The following is a 20,495-nucleotide window of genomic DNA, read 5'->3' as shown; positions in this document are numbered from 1 at the left end:
AAACCATATGGAAAAGTTTGATATTGAAAAGATTCTCAGTCAGATGAGTTTAGAAGAAAAGATACATTTCGTTGTTGGTGTTGGTTTGCTTGGAATAGAAGATAATCCGAAACCAAAGGTTAATGGGGCAGCAGGTGAGACGTTTGAAATTCCAAGATTGGGAATTCCAAGAACAGTATTGGCAGATGGACCTGCTGGTCTAAGAATTGACCCGGAGAGAGAAAATGATGAAAAGAAATACTATGCAACAGCATTTCCTGTAGAAACAATGCTTGCTTCAACGTGGAATAGGGAAATATTAAAAAAAGTAGGAGAGGCTATGGGAGAGGAAGTTAGAGAGTATGGCGTTGATATTTTGTTAGCACCAGCTATAAACATACACAGAAATCCACTCTGTGGAAGGAATTTCGAGTACTACTCCGAAGATCCATTCTTAGCTGGAGAGCTTGCCGCAAGTTTTGTTGAAGGAGTTCAGTCACAAGGCGTTGGCGCCTGTTTGAAACATTTTGTAGCTAACGAACAGGAAACAAACAGAATGACTGTGGATACTGTTGTTTCTGAAAGGGCATTAAGAGAAATCTACCTGAGACCATTCGAAATTGCAATCAAGAAATCAAAACCTTGGACTATTATGAGCTCTTATAACAAGCTGAACGGTAGTTATACTTCTCAACACAAATGGCTGTTAACAAACGTTTTGAGATACGAATGGCAGTTTGATGGTTTTGTTATGACTGACTGGTTTGCTGGTGATGATGGTGCTAAGCAAATGGTAGCTGGTAATGATCTTATTATGCCAGGGAAGAGTCATCAAGTATTTAAACATAGGAGAAATGAAATCGATGATATAAGAAAAGCTCTGGAAAATGGTGAGTTGACAGAGGAGGTGCTAAATGAAAGAGTTAGAAACATACTCAAGGTATTAGTAAGAACACCATCATTCAGGAGATATACTTACTCCAATAATCCCAATCTTGAGAGACATGCACAAATTTCATATGAAGCAGGCTGTGAGGGTGTTGTATTGCTCAAGAATGATAATGTTTTACCTATTTCCGAAGACACTCCAGTTGCGCTTTTTGGAACAGGACAAATTGAAACTATAAGGGGCGGAACAGGAAGTGGTGAAACTCATCCACCTTATACTATATCTTTCCTTGATGGGTTTGTTGAAGCATCATTAAATATTGATAGAGAACTTGAAGATTTTTACAGAAAGAAAGTTGAAGAGATGAGAAACAAAGAATATAAGATAACACGAGGACAGTGGAATGAGGAAATTAAACCTAAGCTACCGGAAAATTTGTTTACACCAAGCCAATTGGAGTACATATCTAGGAAAAATGATGTTGCAATAATTTTCATAACAAGGATATCTGGTGAGGGTTATGATAGAAAAGCTGAAAAGGGAGATTATTATTTATCAGACGATGAATTTGAACTAATTAAAACTGTGTCTGGAACATTTCACGGATCCGGCAAAAAGGTTGTTGTCGTGTTGAATATAGGTTCCCCCATTGAAATAGAGAGTTGGAAAGAAATGTGCGATGCAATAGTACTTGTATGGCAGCCTGGACAAGAAGCAGGTAGAATCCTTGCAGATATCATAACGGGAAAGGTTAATCCATCTGGCAAACTGCCAACTACATTTCCCAAGGATTATACCGACGTCCCATCCCGATCATTCCCCGGTGAACCTCTTGATAATCCTGTGACCGTAATTTACGATGAGGGTATATATGTTGGATATAGATACTATGATACCTTCAGAATTAACCCAAGTTTTGAATTTGGTTTTGGACTTTCATATACAAATTTCGAATACAGTAAGCTAAGGTTATACAAGGATGGTTCTTCTGTAGTTGTTCGTTTTGACGTCAAAAATGTTGGAAATACACCAGGAAAAGAAGTAGCACAACTTTACGTCAGGGCCCCAAAAAGCTTGATAGATAAGCCTTATCAAGAGTTAAAGGGATTTCACAAAACAAGATTATTGAATCCTGAAGAGGTAGAGACAGTGGAAATAATATTACCTATAAGTGAGCTGGCTTCTTTTGATGGAAACAAATGGACTGTTGACGAAGGAGAATATGAATTCATAATTGGAGCTTCGTCGAGAGATGTTAGGTTGAAAGGTTGTTTGAAGCTGTAACATCTTGGAGGTGTAACTATGGGACATGTGTTTTTCGTAAAGAATATAGTGTTCTTATTTGTTATTGTGTTGTTTTTGATTTTGCAATACAACACGTTGGAGGCGCAAAGTGTGAATATTGATATTAATGATTCAAGGTGGAAGTTAGTATGGGCTGATGAATTTGATGGGAAAGAGCTTGATAGAAACAAATGGAAATACGATATAGGGAATAATAATGGATGGGGTAATAATGAACTTCAATATTATACTGAAGGAAAGAACATTAAGATAGAAAACGGTATGCTGATAATTGAGGCAAGAAGAGAAGATATAAAAGAAGGGAATCGCGTTTACAATTACACATCTTCAAGAATAAAGACTGAAAGTCTTTTTTCGGTACAGTATGGCAAGATAGAAGCGAGAATTAAGTTTCCATATGGCAAGGGATTATGGCCCGCTTTTTGGATGCTTGGTTCAAATATCAGGTATGTAGGATGGCCTATGTGTGGTGAAATAGATATTGTTGAATTCTTGGGACACGATAAGTGGACTGTTTATGGTACAATTCACGGTCCTGGATACAATGGAAGTAGGGCTATATCGAAAAGTTTAAGACTTGATGCGGTGAAAGACAAATCATTTGTGGACGAATTCTATACATATGGAATCATGTGGAATGAAAAGGAAGTAGTGTGGTACGTCAACAACACAATTTACCATCGTGTCCAAAAGGATAGTCTGGAAAATCAAGGAAAAATCTGGGTATTTGACCAACCTTTTTTTATCATACTAAACCTTGCTGTTGGTGGGAATTGGCCAGGATATCCAACATTTGAAACACCTTTCCCAGCAAGAATGTACGTTGATTATGTGCGTGTTTATCAGTTTAAGAGCGAATAGATTGTACTAAGGAGTGATTAATTTGTCAAATATCCGCGAGGTTGCCAAGCTTGCTAATGTTTCGATAGCTACGGTATCACGCGTGCTTAATGGAAGTGACAAGGTATCCCCGGAAACCAGGAAAAGAGTGTTAAGTGCGATGAAAAAGTTAAATTACAAACCATCCTTTTCATTTAAGGATACAGCTACAAAGCTATTACACACGATAGGCGTGCTAATGCCGGATATTCGAGGATACCATTACAGTGATATAGTAATGGCCATCGAGGAATACGCCTATTCTAAGAATTTTGATATTATGCTTGCACTTCCTAAATGGGAAGCAAATATAGAACAGCATGTACTTGACCAATATTTTCGCAGAAAGGTTGATGGTATAATTCTTGGTGAATTGTTCTCTGGTCAGAAAATTGTTGAGAGGTTTAAAAGAAGTGGTGTACCAATTGTTGTAATCGACTTTCGCGTGGATGAGATAGACTTTGACGTGGTGAATGTAGATAATGTGACAGGCGGTTATTTAGCTATAAAATATCTCTATGAGAACGGACATAGGAATATTTTGTTCATACCAGGTCCGGAATTATCACCGGCGGCAATGGATAGGGAAAAGGGGATTCGAAAATTTCTTGACAAAGTATTGAGAAAAGAAGAGGTTAAAATATATTTTGGAGAGCATCGCGGATACAATTCAGAACATGGACGAGTTAGTGTAGCACGGCATTTAAATAAACACGGGTTGAATTTCACTGCGATTTTTGCTGTTAACGATTGGGCAGCACTCGGTGCGATTGATGCATTAAAAGATTATGGAATAAAAGTTCCAGATGAGGTTTCTGTAATTGGTTTCGATGATGCACCTTTTGCCCAGTACACAAATCCGAGATTAACAACGATTATGCAACCTCGTTGGGAAATGGGAACCACTGCTGCGCAGTTGTTGATAGAACGAATACTCGAAAGACATGTTAGACTTCCCAGGAACGTTATTTTACCGACAAAAATAATTGAGCGCGAATCGGTTAGAAAAATACGTTAAAAATACCTAGAACTCAGATTCGGACTCAAATCTTTTGTTCGGGGATTTATTTTCTTCTTCGAAGTTTTTCTGCAGTAATTGTTACGATATATGTTTGATTGTCAATTTTTACTTTGTAATCTAAGGAGAATGTATTCGGTAAATTTTTTAAACTAGTTTCGTCAATGGTTTGCCAAAATATATTTTCAGCCGTTAATTGCGCTTTCTCCTGTCTAAGTGCTTCCTCAAGGATGATTTTTTGTAACGGTACTGTCGATGTAACGATAATAATAATTATTAGTAAAATAACGATGGCTGACATTATTTCCGTGTAAAACATGGTTTTTTCACCATTCTTCGAGGAATTTCATAATTCCTTCAACGGCTTTTTTACCTGCGCCCATTGCTGAAATTACTGTCGCAGAACCAGTGACTATGTCACCACCAGCGAAGATTTTCGGATTACTCGTTTGTCCAAGCTCGTTTGTCACAATATACCCATACTTGTTGGTCTTCAAATCTGGGAATTGACTAAGCAAGAATCTATTTGCCTGTGTCCCTATGGCTTCAATGACAGTGTCTGCTTGTATTATAAAATTACTATTTGGAATCTCCACAGGTCTTCTTCTTCCACTTTCATCCGGTAAGCCAAGCTCCATTCTGATACATTCAATAGCTATCAAGTTACCTAAGTCGTCTCCAAGGTATCTTATTGGGACTGCCAATGTGTAAAATTTGACACCTTCCTCTTTTGCATGCTGGATTTCATCTCTTCTTGCCGGCATCTCCGCTTCAGTTCTTCTGTACACTATTGTCACGTCAGCACCAAGTCTTAAAGCACTTCTTGCTGCATCCATTGCCGTGTTACCACCACCTACTACAACTACTTTTTTTCCTACACGCACTGGGGTATCGTATTCTGGAAATTTGTAAGCTTTCATAAGATTTATTCTTGTTAGAAATTCATTGGCTGAGTAAACACCGTTTAATTCACTACCTGGAATTCCCATGAATTTAGGTGTCCCAGCACCTACACCAACAAAGATTGCATCATAATATTCGATTATTTCTCTAACAGATATAGCATATCCGACTGGAATATTTTTAAAAAATCTCACACCAAGTGCTTCAAGGTCCTCAGTTTCTTTTTTGACTATGGATTTTGGCAACCTGAATTCTGGTATACCATAAGTTAAAACACCACCAAATTCGTGTAATGCTTCATATATATCAACATTGTAGCCGTACTTACCGAGTTCAGACGCAACTGTTAAACCTGCTGGTCCAGAACCAATTATTGCTATTTTCTTATTTTTTGTGATTTTTTGCTGCGGTGAAGTACTTGGCACTAAATTTTCGTGTTTAACTTCATTCTCATATGCCCAATCTGCGGCAAATCTTTCGAGTGCACCAATATTGATTGGTTTACTGATTTTATTTAGTACACATGCCCCTTCACATTGAGTTTCTTGAGGACAAACACGTCCACATATGGCAGGTAAATAGTTGTAAGACTTTAGTATTCTGTAAGATTTCTCAAAGTTTCCCTTAGCAATTTCTTTAATGAAGCCAGGGATGTTAATGCCAACAGGACAACCAAAGATGCAAGTAGGAACTTTGCATTGCAAGCATCTTGACGCTTCTTGTTGGGCCAACTCAGGAGTGTACCCAAGTGATACTTCAGAAAAGTTGGATTTTCTGATATCTGCAGGTTGTTCTGGAACATGAATTCTTTCCTTCACAGCCATGTAGGTTCACCAACTTCTCTTAAGTATTTTTCAAGTGATAGTTTTTCTTGTTCTTTGTATTGGTTAAGTCTTTTTATAAAGCTATCCCAATCCACGTATCGACCATCAAATTCAGGTCCATCGACACACACGTATTTTATTTCCTCTGAGTTCTCTGTTTTTATTACAGTTCGACAACCGCCGCACATACCAGTACCATCTATCATTATCGAATTCAGTGAAACCCATATTGGAATGTTATAAGTTTTGGCAACCTCACTTGAATATTTCATCATTAAAGCTGGACCAATTGACCAAATAATGTTGTAATTCTCACTATCAAGCTCTGTTTTCATAGCGTCTATCACAGTTCCTTTGTAGCCTATAGAACCATCATCGGTTGTTAACACAAGTTTGTCCGCAAAGGTAAATTCATCTTTTAGTATTAGATCTTGAGCAGTTTTTGACCCTATAATAACAGTTATTCTGTTTTCCGTATTTTTTAAAGCCTTTGCAATTGGTAATACAGCAGCTATGCCCACTCCACCACCAATTACTAGAACGTTACCATAACGCTTAACTTCACTAGGTTTCCCAAGAGGTCCCACAACATCGTAAAGTGTATCTTTCTCTTTCAAAGCACACAGTTCATACGTTGATTTACCTACTGCCTTGACAACAAGTCTAAGATCTTCTCCATTCACGTCCACTATTGTTAATGGTATTCTTTCACCTTTTTCACTTGTTCTTACTATAACAAATTGACCGGGTTTGGCTTGTTTACTAATAAGGCTATTTTCTATCCAAAATTCGTGGATACCGTACGACAATTTACGCTTACTTTTGATTATATTGCTAATTTTCTCAACGGTCATTATTTATTCCTCCTAAAGAAGGGAAAAATTAAACTAAGATTCAATGTTTTGAATCAAACAGTTTTTTGTGCATCTATAAGTGCCAAGAATTCGTCGTTGGATCTAGTCTCTTTTAGCTTTGAAATTATTAATTTCAAACCTTCTTCTTCTGCCATAGAACTTAACATGCGTCTGAGTATCCAAATTTTCTTTAAGCTATTAGGTTCTAGCAAAAGCTCTTCTTTCCTTGTACCTGAAAGTGAAAGATTGATAGCAGGGAAGACTCTTTTATTTGCAAGCTGTCTTGAAAGCACAAGTTCCATGTTACCTGTCCCTTTGAATTCTTCAAATATTACTTCGTCCATTTTAGAACCAGTTTCTATTAGTGCTGTCGCAATGATTGTCAGACTTCCACCTTCACGTGTATTTCTTGCTGCTCCAAAAAAGTGTTTTGGTCTGTACAAAGCTGCAGGATCAACTCCGCCAGTTAATAGTTTGCCGCTTGGCGGTACGGTTATGTTATATACCCTTCCAAGTCTTGTAAGACTATCAAGAAGCACTACGACATGGTTTCCGTACTCAACAAGTCTTTTACACATCTCAAGCGTAAGTTCTGCTATTTTTATTTGCTTATCAGAGGGCATATCAAACGGGGCAGCTATGACTTTTGCATCTACAGATTCTTTTATATCAGTTACCTCTTCGGGACGTTCATCAATGAGGAGAACTATTCTAATTGTATCAGGATGGTTAGCTGCTATTCCATTTGCTATCTCTTTAAGTATAGTTGTTTTTCCTGTCTTTGGTGGAGCGACTATCATCCCTCGTTGGCCTCTTCCAATGGGTGCAAATAAATCTATTAGTCTTGTTGAATAAATGTCCTTTTCCGTTTCGAGTATGTAGCGCTCTTTTGGATAATCTGGCGTGAGGTTTTCGAAGTTTACCCTTTCGTCAGCAAACTCTGGAGGTTTATAATTTATCGCTTCAATTTTTATCATTGCATTAAATCGTTCGCCTTCTTTGGGTGGACGTATCACTCCAGAAACGATGTCTCCAGTGTTGAGGTTGAACTTTCTTATTTGCGACTGAGATACGTATATATCTTTTGGACCAGATAGCATTGTTTCGAGACTTCTCAAAAATCCATAACCATCTGGAGCAATTTCAAGAACTCCTTCTCCAAAAAAATATCCTTCGGCCTTTGCCTTTGCCTCCAAGATTTCGAATATGAGATCTTGTTTTCTCATGCTCGTGTATCGTGGAATGTCATATTTCCTTGCCAATTCGTACAATTCTCTCATGGTCATTTCTTCTAACTGTTTCATGTTTATTCCTTCAGTCAAATCAAATACACCTCCGGTAGCCCTATAAAGCTACGTTTTATTTTGTTCTAAACAGTCTATCGCCGGCGTCTCCCAGTCCAGGAAGGATGTATCCATGATCGTTAAGTTGTCTGTCAAGCGAAGCAGTGTATATATTCACATCGGGATGTGTTTGCTGGATAGCATTAACCCCTTCGGGAGAGGATATAAGAGAAATAAATGTGATCTGCTTACCACCGAGCTCTTTGACTTTTGTTATCGCATCGATGGCTGATACCCCTGTTGCAAGCATTGGATCAAGAATGAATATTTCGCTTTTGTCATGAAGTTTTGGAGTTTTAAAATAATAATCAACCGCTTTTAGTGTGACTGGGTCTCTGTAGATACCTATATGTCCAACTGAGGCGTTTGGTAATAGCTCAAGTATACCATCAACCATTCCTAACCCCGCTCTCAGTATAGGTATTACAACAATGTCTTTGTCGTTTATGTAGTATCCTTTCGTTTTTTCAAGAGGTGTTTCGACTTCAATTTCGTATACTTGAATGTGTCTTGTTGCTTCATATGCAATAAGTAAAGTTATTTCTCTTAAGAGCTCTCTAAATTCTTTCGGACCTGTTTCTTTCTTCCTCATAAGTGTTAATTTATGCTTAATCAACGGATGTTCTACGATGTTTAGCACTTTTATCCCTCCACCTCGGTCAGTATTCCAAGTTCTCTTAATTGTTCTTCTATATCAAATTGCATCAACTTAGGTATTATCAAATCGAGATCTCCGTCAAGCACCGCTTGTAAATTGTAAATGGTTAAGTTAATTCTATGATCTGTTACCCTGTTTTGAGGAAAGTTGTAAGTCCTTATTTTTTCACTTCTTTCACCACTTCCAATTTGTGTCTTCCTTTGGAAAGAAAGCTTTTCATCTTGTTCTTTTCGCGCAAGTTCGTACAGTTTTGCCCTTAGAACCATTAAGGCCTTTTCTTTGTTTTGATGTTGTGAACGCTCTGATTGACAAGTAACTACGATTCCTGTTGGGATGTGGGTTATTCTAATAGCTGACTCTGTTTTATTAACGTATTGTCCTCCCGCTCCAGATGCTCTATATGTATCTATCCTTATGTCTTTCGGGTCTATGTAAACGTCCACATCTTTCATTTCAGGAAGAACAGCAACAGTTGCAGTTGAAGTGTGTATCCTTCCTCCAGATTCTGTTACTGGTATTCTTTGAACCCTGTGTACTCCTCTTTCGTACTTCATGTAAGTTCCACAATTTTTTCCTCTAATTCTTACAACTACTTCTTTATAACCGCCTAAATCCGATTTGCTTTCGTCTATGATTTCTGTAACCCAACCCTTTATTTCAGCGTATCTCAAATACATTCTTAGCAAATCACCGGCAAACAGGGCCGCTTCTTCTCCACCAGTTCCTGCACGTATTTCGAGAAATACATTCCTATCTCTAAATTCATCATCAGGAAGAAGTAGTGTGATTATTTCGTTTGAAACTTTTTCTATCTTTGCATCTAATTTAGCAATTTCGTCTTCACCACCAGGTTCCTCTTTCCAAAGCTCCTTTTCATCAAGTAGGTTAAAATACTCATTGATCAGTTCATCTATTTCTTTGAACTTCGTAAAATCTGCCGAGACTTTTATCATTTCCTTTATTTCCAGGTTCTCAGTCATTTTTTTCTCAAGCTCTTCAAGAGTTTTTCTCACCCAATCTTTTATATTTTCCATTAGATTCCTGTCCATCCGATCTTCTTAGCCACCTCCTCAGGATTTCGAGCAAACGACATGACAGTCTCCTTGGAAATTTCACCAGAAAAGTAAGCTTTCAAGAGTGCGTCGTCGAAAAGTACATTTCCTTGTTTTTGAGCTGTTTGCATTATACTTTCTATCTGGTGGATTTTACCTTCTCTTATAAGGTTTTTCACAGCTGTGTTTGCGACAAGCACTTCAACAATAGGAACCATACCCATGTTCTTTTTTGGAACTAGTCTTTGATAAACTACCCCAACGAGTGTATTGGCAAGTTGAAGAGATATTTGCTTTTGTTGATGTGCAGGAAAAACGTCAACAATGCGTTCTGGAGCAGTAGCTGCAGAATTTGTATGAAGAGTTGCAAGAACCAAATGTCCTGTTTCTGCAGCTGTTAACGCCATAGAAATTGTCTCTAAGTCCCTCATTTCTCCCACAAGTATGATGTCTGGATCTTGCCTTAAGGCATATTTTAACGCATCTGCAAATTCCTCGGTATCCCTTCCTACTTCACGCTGATGAATTAGTGAATTTTTATTTTCAAACACATATTCAATTGGATCTTCTATTGTTATTATGTGGTACGCATATTTAGAATTAATATAGTCTATCATTGCCGCAAGAGTTGTTGATTTTCCACTACCTGTTGGTCCAGTAACTATAATCAAGCCTGTGTCCCTATCGCAAAAATCCTTGAGAATAGGTGGTAAGCCAAGTTCATCAAATGTGCGAATTTTTTTAGTTATAATTCTAAGTGCGATAGCTGGGTTTCCTCTTTCGTAGTATAAATTGGCCCTTATTCTAACATCTTGAAAACCAAACGAGAAGTCTATTTCCATGGAGTCTGTTGTTATTCCGTTTTCAGTAAGTAATTGTTCAATTGCTTGTCTTAATTCTACCTTTGTTACTGGTTGATATCCTTGGATTTTGGACAAGAAACCGTCTACGCGTATGACAGGTGGATTATCCACCGAAAGATGAATATCAGTTGCCCTAAGATTTTTTGCTTTGCTTATTATCTCGTATATGCTAATCATGTTAATTTTTTCCCCCCTAAATTATTATTTTTCAAAACTAGCTTCATCAAAAAGTAGCTTCAAGCGTTCGAGTATCGGGTCTGTTACTTCGTCTGAAAGTATAACTTCTACCTTCCTGTTTAACCCCGTTTTGTTTTTGTAAATTAAAGCAATCTCTTCACTTTTTTCACGGATAACCTCATAGCTAAATTGTTTTGATTTGTCAAAAATAATTTTTATTTTGTCTTCTTGCTCCAATACATTTGCAAGAGACAATCCAACAAATATAGATAAGTCACCTTTCATTTTCAGCTCATCAAGTATTTCCTTAGTTACTGGTTTTACAATGTTTAACGTTCCAGAAGTTATAATTTCCTCCGTATTTGATTCTTCTCCCAAATTATGCAAATCATCCGCTTCTTTTTTCTTTTCATCTTGCTGAAATTTAAGTTTATTCTCTAAGGTTGATTTGTCAGTAGATTTTACATCGAATGTTTGACTAAGACTTAGAGCATCCGTTTTGTTCTCGGACTCTTTGAGTTCTTTATCCTTTTTGTTAGATGCGCTACCGAACTTATCTGCTATACTCAGAAACATTAATTTGGCAATCAATAATTTTTCTTCTGCAAATTTTATTTCTTTAAAGGCTTTGTAAAGTTCTAAAGCAAGCTTTACATTTTGAGTTTCTGGGTCTTCAATTGTTTTTTCAATTAGTTGAGTGACGAAAGTCTCAAAATCCCCTCGCTCAATGTATATTTCGTTTAAAATTTTTTCAATATTGTGCACGTCATTTTTTAAGATTGAATCTATAAAGTATCCGATAGTTTCTTCATCAACCAAGCCCAAGGCCTCTTCAACTACCTTTTCTGTAACCTCACCGGCAGCATATCTTACAACCTGTTCAAGAATTGAAAGGGCGTCTCTAAGTCCGCCAGCAGCTCTTTTTGCTATTTTGTACAGCGCTTTTTCGTCTATATCATAACCTTCTGCATCTGAAATCTTCCTCAACTGGTAAACTATGTCTTGTTGGTAAATATTTCTGAATTCAAGTACGTGGCATCTTGAGGTTATAGTTGGTGGAATTTTTTCAGGATTTGTTGTTGCCAATACAAAAACAACGTGTTGCGGTGGTTCTTCAAGGGTTTTCAGAAGTGCATTAAATGCTTCTTTTGTAAGCATGTGAACTTCGTCGATTATATATACCTTGTATTTTCCCATGACCGGTGAGAAGTTAACTCCATCTTTAATTTTTCTAATCTCATCTATTCCTCTATTCGATGCTGCATCAAGTTCTATGACATCAAGATGTGAGCCGTTGTCAATAGCCTTACATGAAGCGCATTCATTACATGGTTCACCATACTGATTTTTCTCACAATTTAAAGATTTGGCAAGAACTCGAGCTGTTGTAGTCTTACCAGTTCCTCTTGGACCAGCAAATATGTAGGCATGGCTTACGCTTTGTTTTTTCAAGGCATTTTTCAGTAATTTTTTTATGTGCTCCTGTCCCACTATATCAGAAAAATTTTTGGGTCTGTATTTTCTATACAATGCTTCCATTCGTTTCACCTCGTGTACTTCAGGTATTGTTTGGAGAATTGAAAGCAATGAAGAATTAGTATGAGAGAAATTATGTAGACTAATCAAAAAAGTGTTTCCTTTTTGATTATCTCAAGAATCTTTTGCACTGTTCCCTTTTCAAGAGGATCAAACCATAGGGCATTTTTAAATCGTCTTAAATAGATAAGTTGCCTTCGAGCATAATGACGGGTGTTTCGTTTAATAAGATGAATAGCAGATTCTAGACTGTATAGCCCTTCAAGATAACCTATTATTTCCCTGTATCCTATTGTTTTAAACGCTTCGATGTTTTTATCGTACTTCTGAACTAATTGTTTTACCTCTTCTATTAGTCCGTGTTCTATCATCTTTTCCGCTCTTGAGTTTATTTTCTCGTATAGTTTCTCCCTTTCCAAATTTAGAATTATCAACACAAAATCCTCACCTGTATTTTGATTTTGTAACTCAGAGATCCTCTTTCCCGTCTTCAAGTAAACCTCAAGGGCCCTTATCGTTCTTTTTGTATCTTGTGGATGAATCCTAATAGCTGCTTGTGGATCAAACTCTTCTAACATCTTTCTTAATATACCAGGTTCTTGTTCGTTAAGTTTGTTTAGCTCTCTACGTATGTTCTCATCCCTTGGAACACCTTCGAAAAAACCTTTTACTATAGCATCGATGTACAAACCTGTTCCACCTACAAATATTGGGATTTTGCCGTTTGAGATGACTCTTTTTTCTACTTCTTTTGCTTGTTTTTGATATAAGAACGCATTAAAATAATCTGATGGTTCGATGATATCTATCATATGGTGTTTTACAACCATCAGTTGGTATGGATCAGGCTTTGCCGTACCAATATCCATATATTTATAAATCTGTCTTGAATCCATAGATATGACTTCTATAGGCAAATAATTTGACAACTCCACAACTAAATTTGTCTTTCCGACCCCTGTGGGCCCTGAAATAATGATTCTTTTCAATTTTTCCACTCTCTCTAAATCAATTTAGATATACTAAGTCACTATTCTACTTTCAGCTCAATGTTAACATTATTGGCTTTCATATCGTTCTTTTCAGTGTATATGGTGGCATCGGAGGCAGTCATTTTAAGGTTCTTATCTGGATCATTTATCACAACTGAACCAACAAGTATGAGTTCTCCTTTTTTCTTATCGTATTCGAATCTATCAGCTACGGCTGTTACTTTACCCTTTGTTATACTTACGCCACCTTTTTTTGTACCGCTGTATCTGTCATTTTCAAGATCAAAATTGAGAGTATCCGCAACTATGACTATTCTTTCATTACTTTTCGTGTCGATTACAGTAACATTTGCATTCGTCATGGTTCCAGTTCGATTATCTAAGTCGTAATTCATTCTGTCAGCGGTTGCACTACCACCATCAAAGCTAAATTCAGCTCTTGCCGGTATATCAACAATTTTCCATTTGTCGCTAACTTTTCTTACGTACATTTCTGATGCCTTAACACTAACCTTATCTTCTTCTATGTTAACAAATATACGCCCTTTATAGTATATGACGTCACTCTTGGGTTCCACGTAATCAGCAGAAACACGTACGGTTTTGGATTTTGTTGCGGTAGTTTTTTGTGTAGTAGTTGTTTGAGAAGTAAGTACAACAAATAGTACCAATAATACCGAGATAATAGTCAACAATCTGATAGCTCTTTTCATGAACTTCCCTCCTAAAAATAATTTAATATTTTTTTGGTTATTTGGTGGTTATTAAATCTAATAGTTTTAGTCCACAATCATAAAAACGCTTACTGACAGTAGAAATATCCCTAAAATTTTTCAAGTTGACTTCCAGATAAACTCTTGCTTCCATACTTTTTTGCTTTACCAATTCAAAGGTCCTTGCAAATGTGGAAAGGAGAAGGTAGTCTGTAGCCCTTTGAGGGTAGAGAGATTTTTCCCAACTAAGATATATTATAACATCTCCATTCGGAATTCCAACTACCCAACTAAGAGATATGTAAGAATCTACAGGGGAAAAATCCAACGGATAAGCTATCGCTTTTGCAATCACTTCTTTTGAGTTTCCGAAAATTTTTTCTTCTTTATTCTCAGCCAGATTATAGGCATATATGTCCAAGTTTTCAAGACTTGTAGTGTTAATTTCTGGTATCCATTTATCGGTAAACTCCATGATTTTTTCTTTACTTGTTGCGAAATCAATTCGCTTCTGCATTTTTAACAACATGCTGAAACTTTTTGAAAGCTCATTAAGAGATAAGGTTGATGCGCTTGGAAACGTTTTAAAACACTCTTCCCACATTCTTGCAATTATATTGTACGCGTTTTTTTTATTGTAAAGCCATAACAGCGCTGGGATACATGAGAAACCTGAACAATTTATTTGGTAATCGTTAAATCCTGCTTCATCAAGTGCCTTGAGAAATCCTACAACTCCAAGGTATTGTACAACATCACCACCTAAGGAAATTTTCAAACTCATCTCTCCTTTTGAGTGCAGTGTTCATACCGATGTCGAACACTTCTTTGTATTTCTGAAACTCATCCCAGCTGTTCTTAACGGGATATTTAATAACAAATTCTGAGTTTGAAATTTCTTTTTGAAGAATTATGCTTTCTTTTAACGAATCAATGTAAAGCATTAGTTCCATTTGAGTATTGTAAGTTTTCTTGGTTTCTTCAAGAACACTTGCTACTATTTTTGTTGCTCCATAATTTCTCAGTTCAGTAGTAGGCAGAGGTGAAAGTATTCCACCATCGAGCATTTTACTACCTGCTATGTAAGTTGGTTGAAATACACCTGGTACGGTACAGCTTGCAAGCACAGCGTCCACTAAATAGCCTTCGTTGATTACCATTGAACTCATGTTTTCAAAGTCAAAAACTACAACAATTGCAGGGATTTTGAGTTCAGAGAATTTTTTCCGTTCGTAAAGGCGTTTGAAAAATTTATAGTATTCATCAAGTGTAAATAATGATTCTTTAAGTACAAGTTCAAGACTAATAAATTTTGACCTTGCTACGTTATTGGATTTCAAAAAATATTCTATGTTTTCTGAAAGAACACTATACACTTTATCTGAGTCTTCGTAAATAGAGTACAATGTTCCAACAATTGCTCCAAAAGATGAACCTGCAAGAACATCTGGTTTTTGATTACATATATCAAACAATTTTAAAGTTGCAATGTGAACAAAACCCTTGACACCACCAGCTTGTAATGCGACACCTATCATATCTTACTCCTTATGTTTATTGAATGACAAAAAGTATTCCAAAAATCAGTGACAAAGCAAGACTGATCAAGGCTACCAATCTTGTTATATTCAGTTCGTTTTTTAAGTCCTCAATTTCTTTTTTTTGGGATGTTAATTGTTCTAATGTACTTTGTTGATTAGCCCTTTGTTGGGAAATATCGTTCTGTAATTTGTTCATGTTGTTATTATTTTCAGTCCTAAGTTGGTTCAATTCTTTGAGCAGCGTTTCTGTTGAGATGCTATCTTTTTTTTCTAGCTCGGATAATCTTGAATCGAGCTGATCAAAACGATTGGTAATCAACTGAAGATTGCTGAAAGTGTTTGCTATTGTTATGACATCAGCCGATTCTATCCTCTTTATAAAATCATCTGTTTTGTTTATCAATTCTTCTATTTTTGACAATCTTTTATCCAGCTGAAGATCTGAATTTTTCAGCTCGATTTCTAAGTTACTTGTTTTCGCCATGTTGTTTTGAAGATTTGATTCAAGTTTATTTTGAGTGTTCTCAAGCTCCTTTAATTTTTTTGTCACTTCTTCAAGGCTTTTAGAGTAGTTATCTAAACTCTTTTCTATATCACTCATTTTCTTAGACAATTTTTGTATCTCGCTATTTAAAGAATTTACATCTGATGCATGAGACTCTAAAACAGACTTTAAATTACTTTGGATATTGTTTTTCAATCCTTCAATATCACCTTGCAGTTTTAGAATTCCTTGAGAAACACTCTGAACAGTTTTTTGCAAAGTCGAAAGTTGCCCTTCAAGTTCTTCGGTTTTAGGTTTGTAATTTCCTTCCAAATTAGCCAACCTTTTTTCTAATCTGCTCACCAAAGTTTGAAGATTTTGGAGGTCTACATCTAAACCGGAGATTTTGTTGTTAAGCTTCGTTGAATTACTTTCGATATTTTGAACAGCTTTCTCAATGTCAGAAATTTTACTGCCAAGCTTTCCCGCATCTTGAACACTCTGAATGTTTTTCTCAAGTCCTGAGATTTTGCCCTCAATTTTGTTTAAATCACTTTGAAAACTTTGTATTTGCTTTTCAATATCTGAAACTCTTCCAGAGATTTTGCTTGAGTCTTGGACAACTGATAAGTTTTTTTCAATCGTAGATAGCTTGTTCTCAAGCTTAACAAGATTGTTCTGAATTTCCTTTAAATCTTTTTCAATTCCATCAATCCTGCTTCCTAATTTACTTACATCTTGAGGATTTAGTAAACCTCGCTCTATTACGGAGATTCTACTGTTTATTTTACTCAAGTCGCTTTGAATACTTTGAATATTCTTCTCCATTTCTAAAACCTTACTATCAACTTTCTTCAAATCATTTAATGTACTTTGAATGCTTTGTACGTTCTTTTCAATACCAGTAATTCTACCGTCGAGCTTACGTAGATCCTCAGCGCCTAAGCCTGTTTGTTGCGAAGAAGTTTTCAAAGAAGTATCAAGATTGTAGTAATCTATAAGGTTATACAAATACCTTGCCAAGTCTAGTTTTGTTATTAGCAAAGAAGGTTTAAAGTTTCCGTTAGAGTCAATGTCCATTATCTTCTTTTCAATTAAATCGCTTACCGCTTTGTAAGTACTTGCCGATGGAGAAAGATCTTTGATATTTACAGCACCTAATAAAAATGCTGAAAATATTAAAAAAACAATCGATAAAAACCTGAGACGACTGTTTTTCATTTTCCACACTCCTTTTTTACTCATCAATTGAAAACTCATTAAGTTTACCTTGAGAAACGGAGACCAAACTTTTAAAAATCTCTCGTTCACCTTTTTTCAACAATAGTTCATGCATGCCACTGCTCGTCATAAAAAGGTAAATGGGAGTTTTTCCAATGTATTTCCCATCCCAAAATACATCTAAACCTGTCTTTGAATAGATATTTACTAAACATTTCTCCACGCTATCAAAGATTGTAAGTTTGTCTACAATCACTGTTTCTGTACCTGTGAATTTGTTGTATAAGCTTATCTTTTGACCGTTTTCTATTTGCAATACAGCAGGTCCAATGTACGCTTTGTTGTTAATTGTCACTTGGTAGTCTGAGTTTATAAGTATTGGTATTGTTGTCGGGATTTTGTTAAAAGTCCCGTCAGAAAAACCAACCCATATTATGTTGTTGTTTTTGTCAGATACCGTCGTAAAATAAGCTTTTGGAATAAGTCTTTCTCTTACAAAACCATCAAATTTGACAATGTAATCTTTATCCAAAAAGTTTGATTTATACAATTTTTGTGGTTCCAACATGTAGTTTATCACTGTATTTTCTTTTAACTCCAGTCTTCTTGTCTCTTCTTTATATCCGTCAGCGAAGATAACAATGTTATAAAACCCTTCAGAAAGTTTGTTTCTGTATGGTAATCTATAAATCTCATTGTTTATCCTTACATAAGCATACTCTGGTTCACCCGATATTTGTAGCTCATACTTTTTTTGAAGATCTAATGTTATTGAGTAACTATCAACTGGTGGTACATCAAACTCTTGAATGTTTTTAACATAATCACCCGAAAGTATCAAGCGGTACTTGCCTGGTAAAACTTCAAGTGTGTGTGGAACGTCGATGACTTTTCCATCTATAAGAACATTCGAAATTTTTTGCACTGAGTTGATTGTTAGTGTTACTGTCTTTTTCAAATTCACGTCCAAGATTTTTTCTTCGTTTTTATCAAGAAAAAGCTCGATGGTTTTGGTCGTGTAGCCTGGAGCAGATATTTTTATTTTATAATACCCAGGTCTCAATGCGTGTAGTTCCCCAGGAGAATATTTGATGTCGTTTATGTAAAGCTCTGCATTTTCTAAGGCAACATTAACCTTAAGATAACTTGGAAATGCTAAATTAGCAACAACAGTACCATCTTCTGTTATTTCTTTTTCAAAAGTTAAGTATCCAGGTTTAGCTACGCGAAGCCAACCAGGAAAACTTGCAGGAAAAGACAATGAATTGTTTTTCACCACACCTATTAGGAAACCATTGTAATATACCATTGCGCCGTTTTCGGATATTACTGTGAGTGCTAAGAAAGATGATGAGAGTAAGAAAGTAAAAATAATAATAATAAGGTATCTCACTGTCTTAAAAAACATAGAAATCACCAAATTCAGAGATTATTTGTTCGTTTCCTTTATTAAATTTGACAAATTTTCAAGGCTTGAATAGAGCTGATTTAAATCCTCGTCTGAAAATTTTTCACAAAGTTTCTTTACATAGTCTATCCTGGAATTTATGACTGCTTTTATTACTTCTTCACCTAGCAAAGTTATCTCCACAACGGCAACTCTTTTATCTTCTCTACTTTGTTTCCGTTTCAGAAAACCATCTCTTTCAAGTCTCATAACAAGACCTGTCGTCGTACTTTTTGCGATACCAAGCATCTGGCTCAGTTTTGTCATGGTTTGTGGTCCATTAAAATAAATTCTCTGAAGCAGCTCAAATTGCGCATGAGTAATGGAATAATTTTTAAGAGCTTCACGGCCGTGTATTCTGATACTGAAACAGATATCTCTTAACAACTTTTCAAGAACAGTGTACAGCTCTTCGGCTCTTTCTTTGACGTGTTTACTCATTTTTTCCACCTCTTCTACAACTGTTCCATCAATACTTTAAAGGCAAGGTAAGTTTCGTAAAGATCGGCTTTTGATACAAGTTCAAACGGAGCGTGCATACTCATTAACCCTGGTCCCATATCGACTGTATCAAAGCCTTCCTTAGCTAAAAATTTGGCAACTGTACCTCCACCACCAACATCAACTTTTCCAAGTAAGCTTACTTGCCAACAGATTCCATTCTTGTTTAAGATGTTTCGAACTTTTGCTAACAATTCAGCATGAGCTTCACTTGCACCCGATTTTCCACCCCTACCTGTGTACTTAACTATTGCTACTCCGTAACCTGGTTTTGCTACGTTGAGTTTGTCATGTACTTCAGGGTAAGATGGATCATACAAAGCGGTAACGTCCGCTGATATTACTGTTGACTTGGATATTATGTCATCTAAAACGTTTTCACTGTCTTCAAGACCTTTGGCTTTGATCAATTTTCTTAGAAAGCTTTTGTAAAACCTTCCTTGTGCACCTGCATCTCCTTCGCTACCGATTTCTTCTCTATCAAATAGTATTACACCAGCAGCTTTTTGATTTTCCGAAATTTCCGCGTTTAAAAGAGCCATAATTGCTTCGTAGGCACATATTCTATCATCATGCCCATATGCACCTATAAAACTTCCATCAAGTCCAACATCTCTTGGTTTTATGGCAGGGACAAGTTCAAGTTCGGCACTTATGAAATCCTCTTCTTCTATATCATATTTTTCTTTCAATAACTTAAGTACATATTGCTTGACTGGTTCTTTGTCATTCGTTTCAAGTGGAATAGATCCAACTAAAAGGTTCATTTTGTCGGCTTTAAACTGCTCGCTTACTTTTTTATCTTCCTTATCAAGGTGCGGTAATAAATCAGGTAATACAAACACAGGCTCTTTTTCGTTACATCCTATGCAAATATTTATTTTGTCACCATTTTCCTTTACAACTATTCCAACAAGTGCTAAAGGAAGACTCAGCCATTGGTATTTTTTTATCCCTCCATAATAATGCGTTTTTGCTAATACTATACCACTATCTTCATAGAGTGGATAAGGTTTTAAATCTAATCTTGGCGAATCAACATGTGCAACTATAAAATTTATGCCATTTGTTATGTCTCCTTTTACTGCAACAAGTGATTTAAAACGGTTCACAGAAAAGATTTTACTTGTGGTACTTTTTGACACATAATCGTTTATACTTATAAACCCTTCTCTTTTCAAAAGCTTTTCAAAGTATTCTATCGCTAACCTTTCTGTCTTTGCAAAATCTATGAATATTTTGTAATTTTCAGAAAACCTTTCGATCTCCTCTTTTGTTCTTTTTTTCCAAACCAACCCTTTTTCAACAGACACGCT

Annotated in this window: 19 protein-coding genes; 3 read left to right on the top strand and 16 right to left on the bottom strand. The window is 36.2% G+C overall.

Annotated elements, in window-relative coordinates:
* Nucleotides 1–7: 7 nt before the first annotated feature.
* The 3 genes from N2Z58_06320 to N2Z58_06310 are packed head-to-tail and all read left to right on the top strand — an operon-like array spanning nucleotide 8 to nucleotide 4,070.
* The gene (locus N2Z58_06320; GenBank protein ID MCX7654273.1) at nucleotides 8–2,152 is read left to right on the top strand and encodes a beta-glucosidase; all 2,145 of its coding nucleotides are present in this window, start codon (nucleotides 8–10) and stop codon (nucleotides 2,150–2,152) included.
* A gap of 18 nt (nucleotides 2,153–2,170) precedes the next feature.
* A complete protein-coding gene (locus tag N2Z58_06315) occupies nucleotides 2,171–3,034 on the top strand; it encodes a glycoside hydrolase family 16 protein (GenBank protein MCX7654272.1) in 864 nt (287 codons plus the stop codon).
* A 22-nt stretch (nucleotides 3,035–3,056) separates the two neighbouring features.
* Nucleotides 3,057–4,070 carry a substrate-binding domain-containing protein gene (locus tag N2Z58_06310; protein ID MCX7654271.1) on the top strand — a complete coding sequence of 338 codons (1,014 nt, stop codon included), beginning with the start codon at nucleotides 3,057–3,059 and terminating at the stop codon, nucleotides 4,068–4,070.
* A 46-nt stretch (nucleotides 4,071–4,116) separates the two neighbouring features.
* On the opposite strand, the gene N2Z58_06305 is transcribed toward N2Z58_06310, so the two are convergent.
* The 16 genes from N2Z58_06305 to N2Z58_06230 all read right to left on the bottom strand — a co-directional run bounded on the left by N2Z58_06305 (nucleotide 4,117) and on the right by N2Z58_06230 (nucleotide 20,492).
* Nucleotides 4,117–4,371, bottom strand: coding sequence for a hypothetical protein (locus tag N2Z58_06305; GenBank protein MCX7654270.1), 255 nt, complete (start codon nucleotides 4,369–4,371; stop codon nucleotides 4,117–4,119).
* Between the two features lie 25 nt (nucleotides 4,372–4,396).
* On the bottom strand, nucleotides 4,397–5,797 hold the full coding sequence (gltA, locus tag N2Z58_06300; GenBank protein MCX7654269.1) for an NADPH-dependent glutamate synthase: 1,401 nt from the start codon (nucleotides 5,795–5,797) through the stop codon (nucleotides 4,397–4,399).
* Nucleotides 5,788–6,651, bottom strand: a complete 864-nt coding sequence (locus N2Z58_06295) for a sulfide/dihydroorotate dehydrogenase-like FAD/NAD-binding protein (GenBank protein MCX7654268.1) — start codon at nucleotides 6,649–6,651, stop codon at nucleotides 5,788–5,790. The genes gltA and N2Z58_06295 overlap by 10 nt, the downstream gene beginning before the upstream one ends.
* A 53-nt stretch (nucleotides 6,652–6,704) precedes the next feature.
* On the bottom strand, nucleotides 6,705–7,955 hold the full coding sequence (rho, locus tag N2Z58_06290) for a transcription termination factor Rho (protein ID MCX7654267.1): 1,251 nt from the start codon (nucleotides 7,953–7,955) through the stop codon (nucleotides 6,705–6,707).
* 55 nt (nucleotides 7,956–8,010) lie between these two features.
* Entirely contained in the window at nucleotides 8,011–8,640 is a 630-nt protein-coding gene (upp, locus tag N2Z58_06285) for a uracil phosphoribosyltransferase (protein MCX7654266.1), read from the bottom strand.
* Nucleotides 8,637–9,686, bottom strand: coding sequence for a peptide chain release factor 1 (gene prfA, locus N2Z58_06280; protein MCX7654265.1), 1,050 nt, complete (start codon nucleotides 9,684–9,686; stop codon nucleotides 8,637–8,639). The genes upp and prfA overlap by 4 nt, the downstream gene beginning before the upstream one ends.
* The gene (locus N2Z58_06275) at nucleotides 9,686–10,744 is read right to left on the bottom strand and encodes a type IV pilus twitching motility protein PilT (protein ID MCX7654264.1); all 1,059 of its coding nucleotides are present in this window, start codon (nucleotides 10,742–10,744) and stop codon (nucleotides 9,686–9,688) included. The genes prfA and N2Z58_06275 overlap by 1 nt, the downstream gene beginning before the upstream one ends.
* Before the next feature lie 24 nt (nucleotides 10,745–10,768).
* On the bottom strand, nucleotides 10,769–12,283 hold the full coding sequence (dnaX, locus tag N2Z58_06270; protein MCX7654263.1) for a DNA polymerase III subunit gamma/tau: 1,515 nt from the start codon (nucleotides 12,281–12,283) through the stop codon (nucleotides 10,769–10,771).
* A gap of 83 nt (nucleotides 12,284–12,366) precedes the next feature.
* Nucleotides 12,367–13,269 (bottom strand): tRNA (adenosine(37)-N6)-dimethylallyltransferase MiaA, encoded by a 903-nt coding sequence (gene miaA / locus N2Z58_06265; protein MCX7654262.1) that lies wholly within the window; start codon nucleotides 13,267–13,269, stop codon nucleotides 12,367–12,369.
* A 41-nt stretch (nucleotides 13,270–13,310) separates the two neighbouring features.
* Nucleotides 13,311–13,985 carry an organic solvent tolerance protein OstA gene (locus N2Z58_06260; GenBank protein ID MCX7654261.1) on the bottom strand — a complete coding sequence of 225 codons (675 nt, stop codon included), beginning with the start codon at nucleotides 13,983–13,985 and terminating at the stop codon, nucleotides 13,311–13,313.
* Between the two features lie 37 nt (nucleotides 13,986–14,022).
* Nucleotides 14,023–14,763, bottom strand: coding sequence for a hypothetical protein (locus N2Z58_06255; protein ID MCX7654260.1), 741 nt, complete (start codon nucleotides 14,761–14,763; stop codon nucleotides 14,023–14,025).
* Nucleotides 14,741–15,523, bottom strand: a complete 783-nt coding sequence (locus N2Z58_06250) for a patatin-like phospholipase family protein (GenBank protein ID MCX7654259.1) — start codon at nucleotides 15,521–15,523, stop codon at nucleotides 14,741–14,743. The genes N2Z58_06255 and N2Z58_06250 overlap by 23 nt, the downstream gene beginning before the upstream one ends.
* Before the next feature lie 16 nt (nucleotides 15,524–15,539).
* Nucleotides 15,540–17,231, bottom strand: coding sequence for an S-layer homology domain-containing protein (locus tag N2Z58_06245; GenBank protein ID MCX7654258.1), 1,692 nt, complete (start codon nucleotides 17,229–17,231; stop codon nucleotides 15,540–15,542).
* Between the two features lie 16 nt (nucleotides 17,232–17,247).
* Nucleotides 17,248–18,639 (bottom strand): PEGA domain-containing protein, encoded by a 1,392-nt coding sequence (locus tag N2Z58_06240; protein MCX7654257.1) that lies wholly within the window; start codon nucleotides 18,637–18,639, stop codon nucleotides 17,248–17,250.
* Nucleotides 18,640–18,660: 21 nt separating this feature from the next.
* The gene (locus N2Z58_06235) at nucleotides 18,661–19,119 is read right to left on the bottom strand and encodes a MarR family transcriptional regulator (protein ID MCX7654256.1); all 459 of its coding nucleotides are present in this window, start codon (nucleotides 19,117–19,119) and stop codon (nucleotides 18,661–18,663) included.
* A gap of 14 nt (nucleotides 19,120–19,133) precedes the next feature.
* Nucleotides 19,134–20,492, bottom strand: a complete 1,359-nt coding sequence (locus N2Z58_06230) for an aminopeptidase (protein ID MCX7654255.1) — start codon at nucleotides 20,490–20,492, stop codon at nucleotides 19,134–19,136.
* Nucleotides 20,493–20,495 lie beyond the last annotated feature (3 nt).

Origin of the sequence: Fervidobacterium sp., assembly GCA_026419195.1 — a bacterium.
In the GTDB taxonomy this organism is placed as follows: domain Bacteria; phylum Thermotogota; class Thermotogae; order Thermotogales; family Fervidobacteriaceae; genus Fervidobacterium.
The sequence above is the reverse complement of the archived record's forward strand: the minus strand, read 5'-3'. Positions and strand labels throughout refer to the sequence as shown.

Bases quoted from the DNA above. Each gene is read 5' to 3' on its own strand.
- N2Z58_06250 (MCX7654259.1), bottom strand. From the start codon at position 15,523: ATGATAGGTGTCGCATTACAAGCTGGTGGTGTCAAGGGTTTTGTTCAC.
- gltA (MCX7654269.1), bottom strand. From the start codon at position 5,797: ATGGCTGTGAAGGAAAGAATTCATGTTCCAGAACAACCTGCAGATATC.
- N2Z58_06275 (MCX7654264.1), bottom strand. From the start codon at position 10,744: ATGATTAGCATATACGAGATAATAAGCAAAGCAAAAAATCTTAGGGCA.
- N2Z58_06240 (MCX7654257.1), bottom strand. From the start codon at position 18,639: ATGTTTTTTAAGACAGTGAGATACCTTATTATTATTATTTTTACTTTC.
- N2Z58_06295 (MCX7654268.1), bottom strand. From the start codon at position 6,651: ATGACCGTTGAGAAAATTAGCAATATAATCAAAAGTAAGCGTAAATTG.
- prfA (MCX7654265.1), bottom strand. From the start codon at position 9,686: ATGGAAAATATAAAAGATTGGGTGAGAAAAACTCTTGAAGAGCTTGAG.
- N2Z58_06320 (MCX7654273.1), top strand. From the start codon at position 8: ATGGAAAAGTTTGATATTGAAAAGATTCTCAGTCAGATGAGTTTAGAA.
- N2Z58_06305 (MCX7654270.1), bottom strand. From the start codon at position 4,371: ATGTCAGCCATCGTTATTTTACTAATAATTATTATTATCGTTACATCG.
- N2Z58_06245 (MCX7654258.1), bottom strand. From the start codon at position 17,231: ATGAAAAACAGTCGTCTCAGGTTTTTATCGATTGTTTTTTTAATATTT.
- N2Z58_06260 (MCX7654261.1), bottom strand. From the start codon at position 13,985: ATGAAAAGAGCTATCAGATTGTTGACTATTATCTCGGTATTATTGGTA.
- N2Z58_06235 (MCX7654256.1), bottom strand. From the start codon at position 19,119: ATGAGTAAACACGTCAAAGAAAGAGCCGAAGAGCTGTACACTGTTCTT.
- dnaX (MCX7654263.1), bottom strand. From the start codon at position 12,283: ATGGAAGCATTGTATAGAAAATACAGACCCAAAAATTTTTCTGATATA.
- N2Z58_06315 (MCX7654272.1), top strand. From the start codon at position 2,171: ATGGGACATGTGTTTTTCGTAAAGAATATAGTGTTCTTATTTGTTATT.
- rho (MCX7654267.1), bottom strand. From the start codon at position 7,955: ATGAAACAGTTAGAAGAAATGACCATGAGAGAATTGTACGAATTGGCA.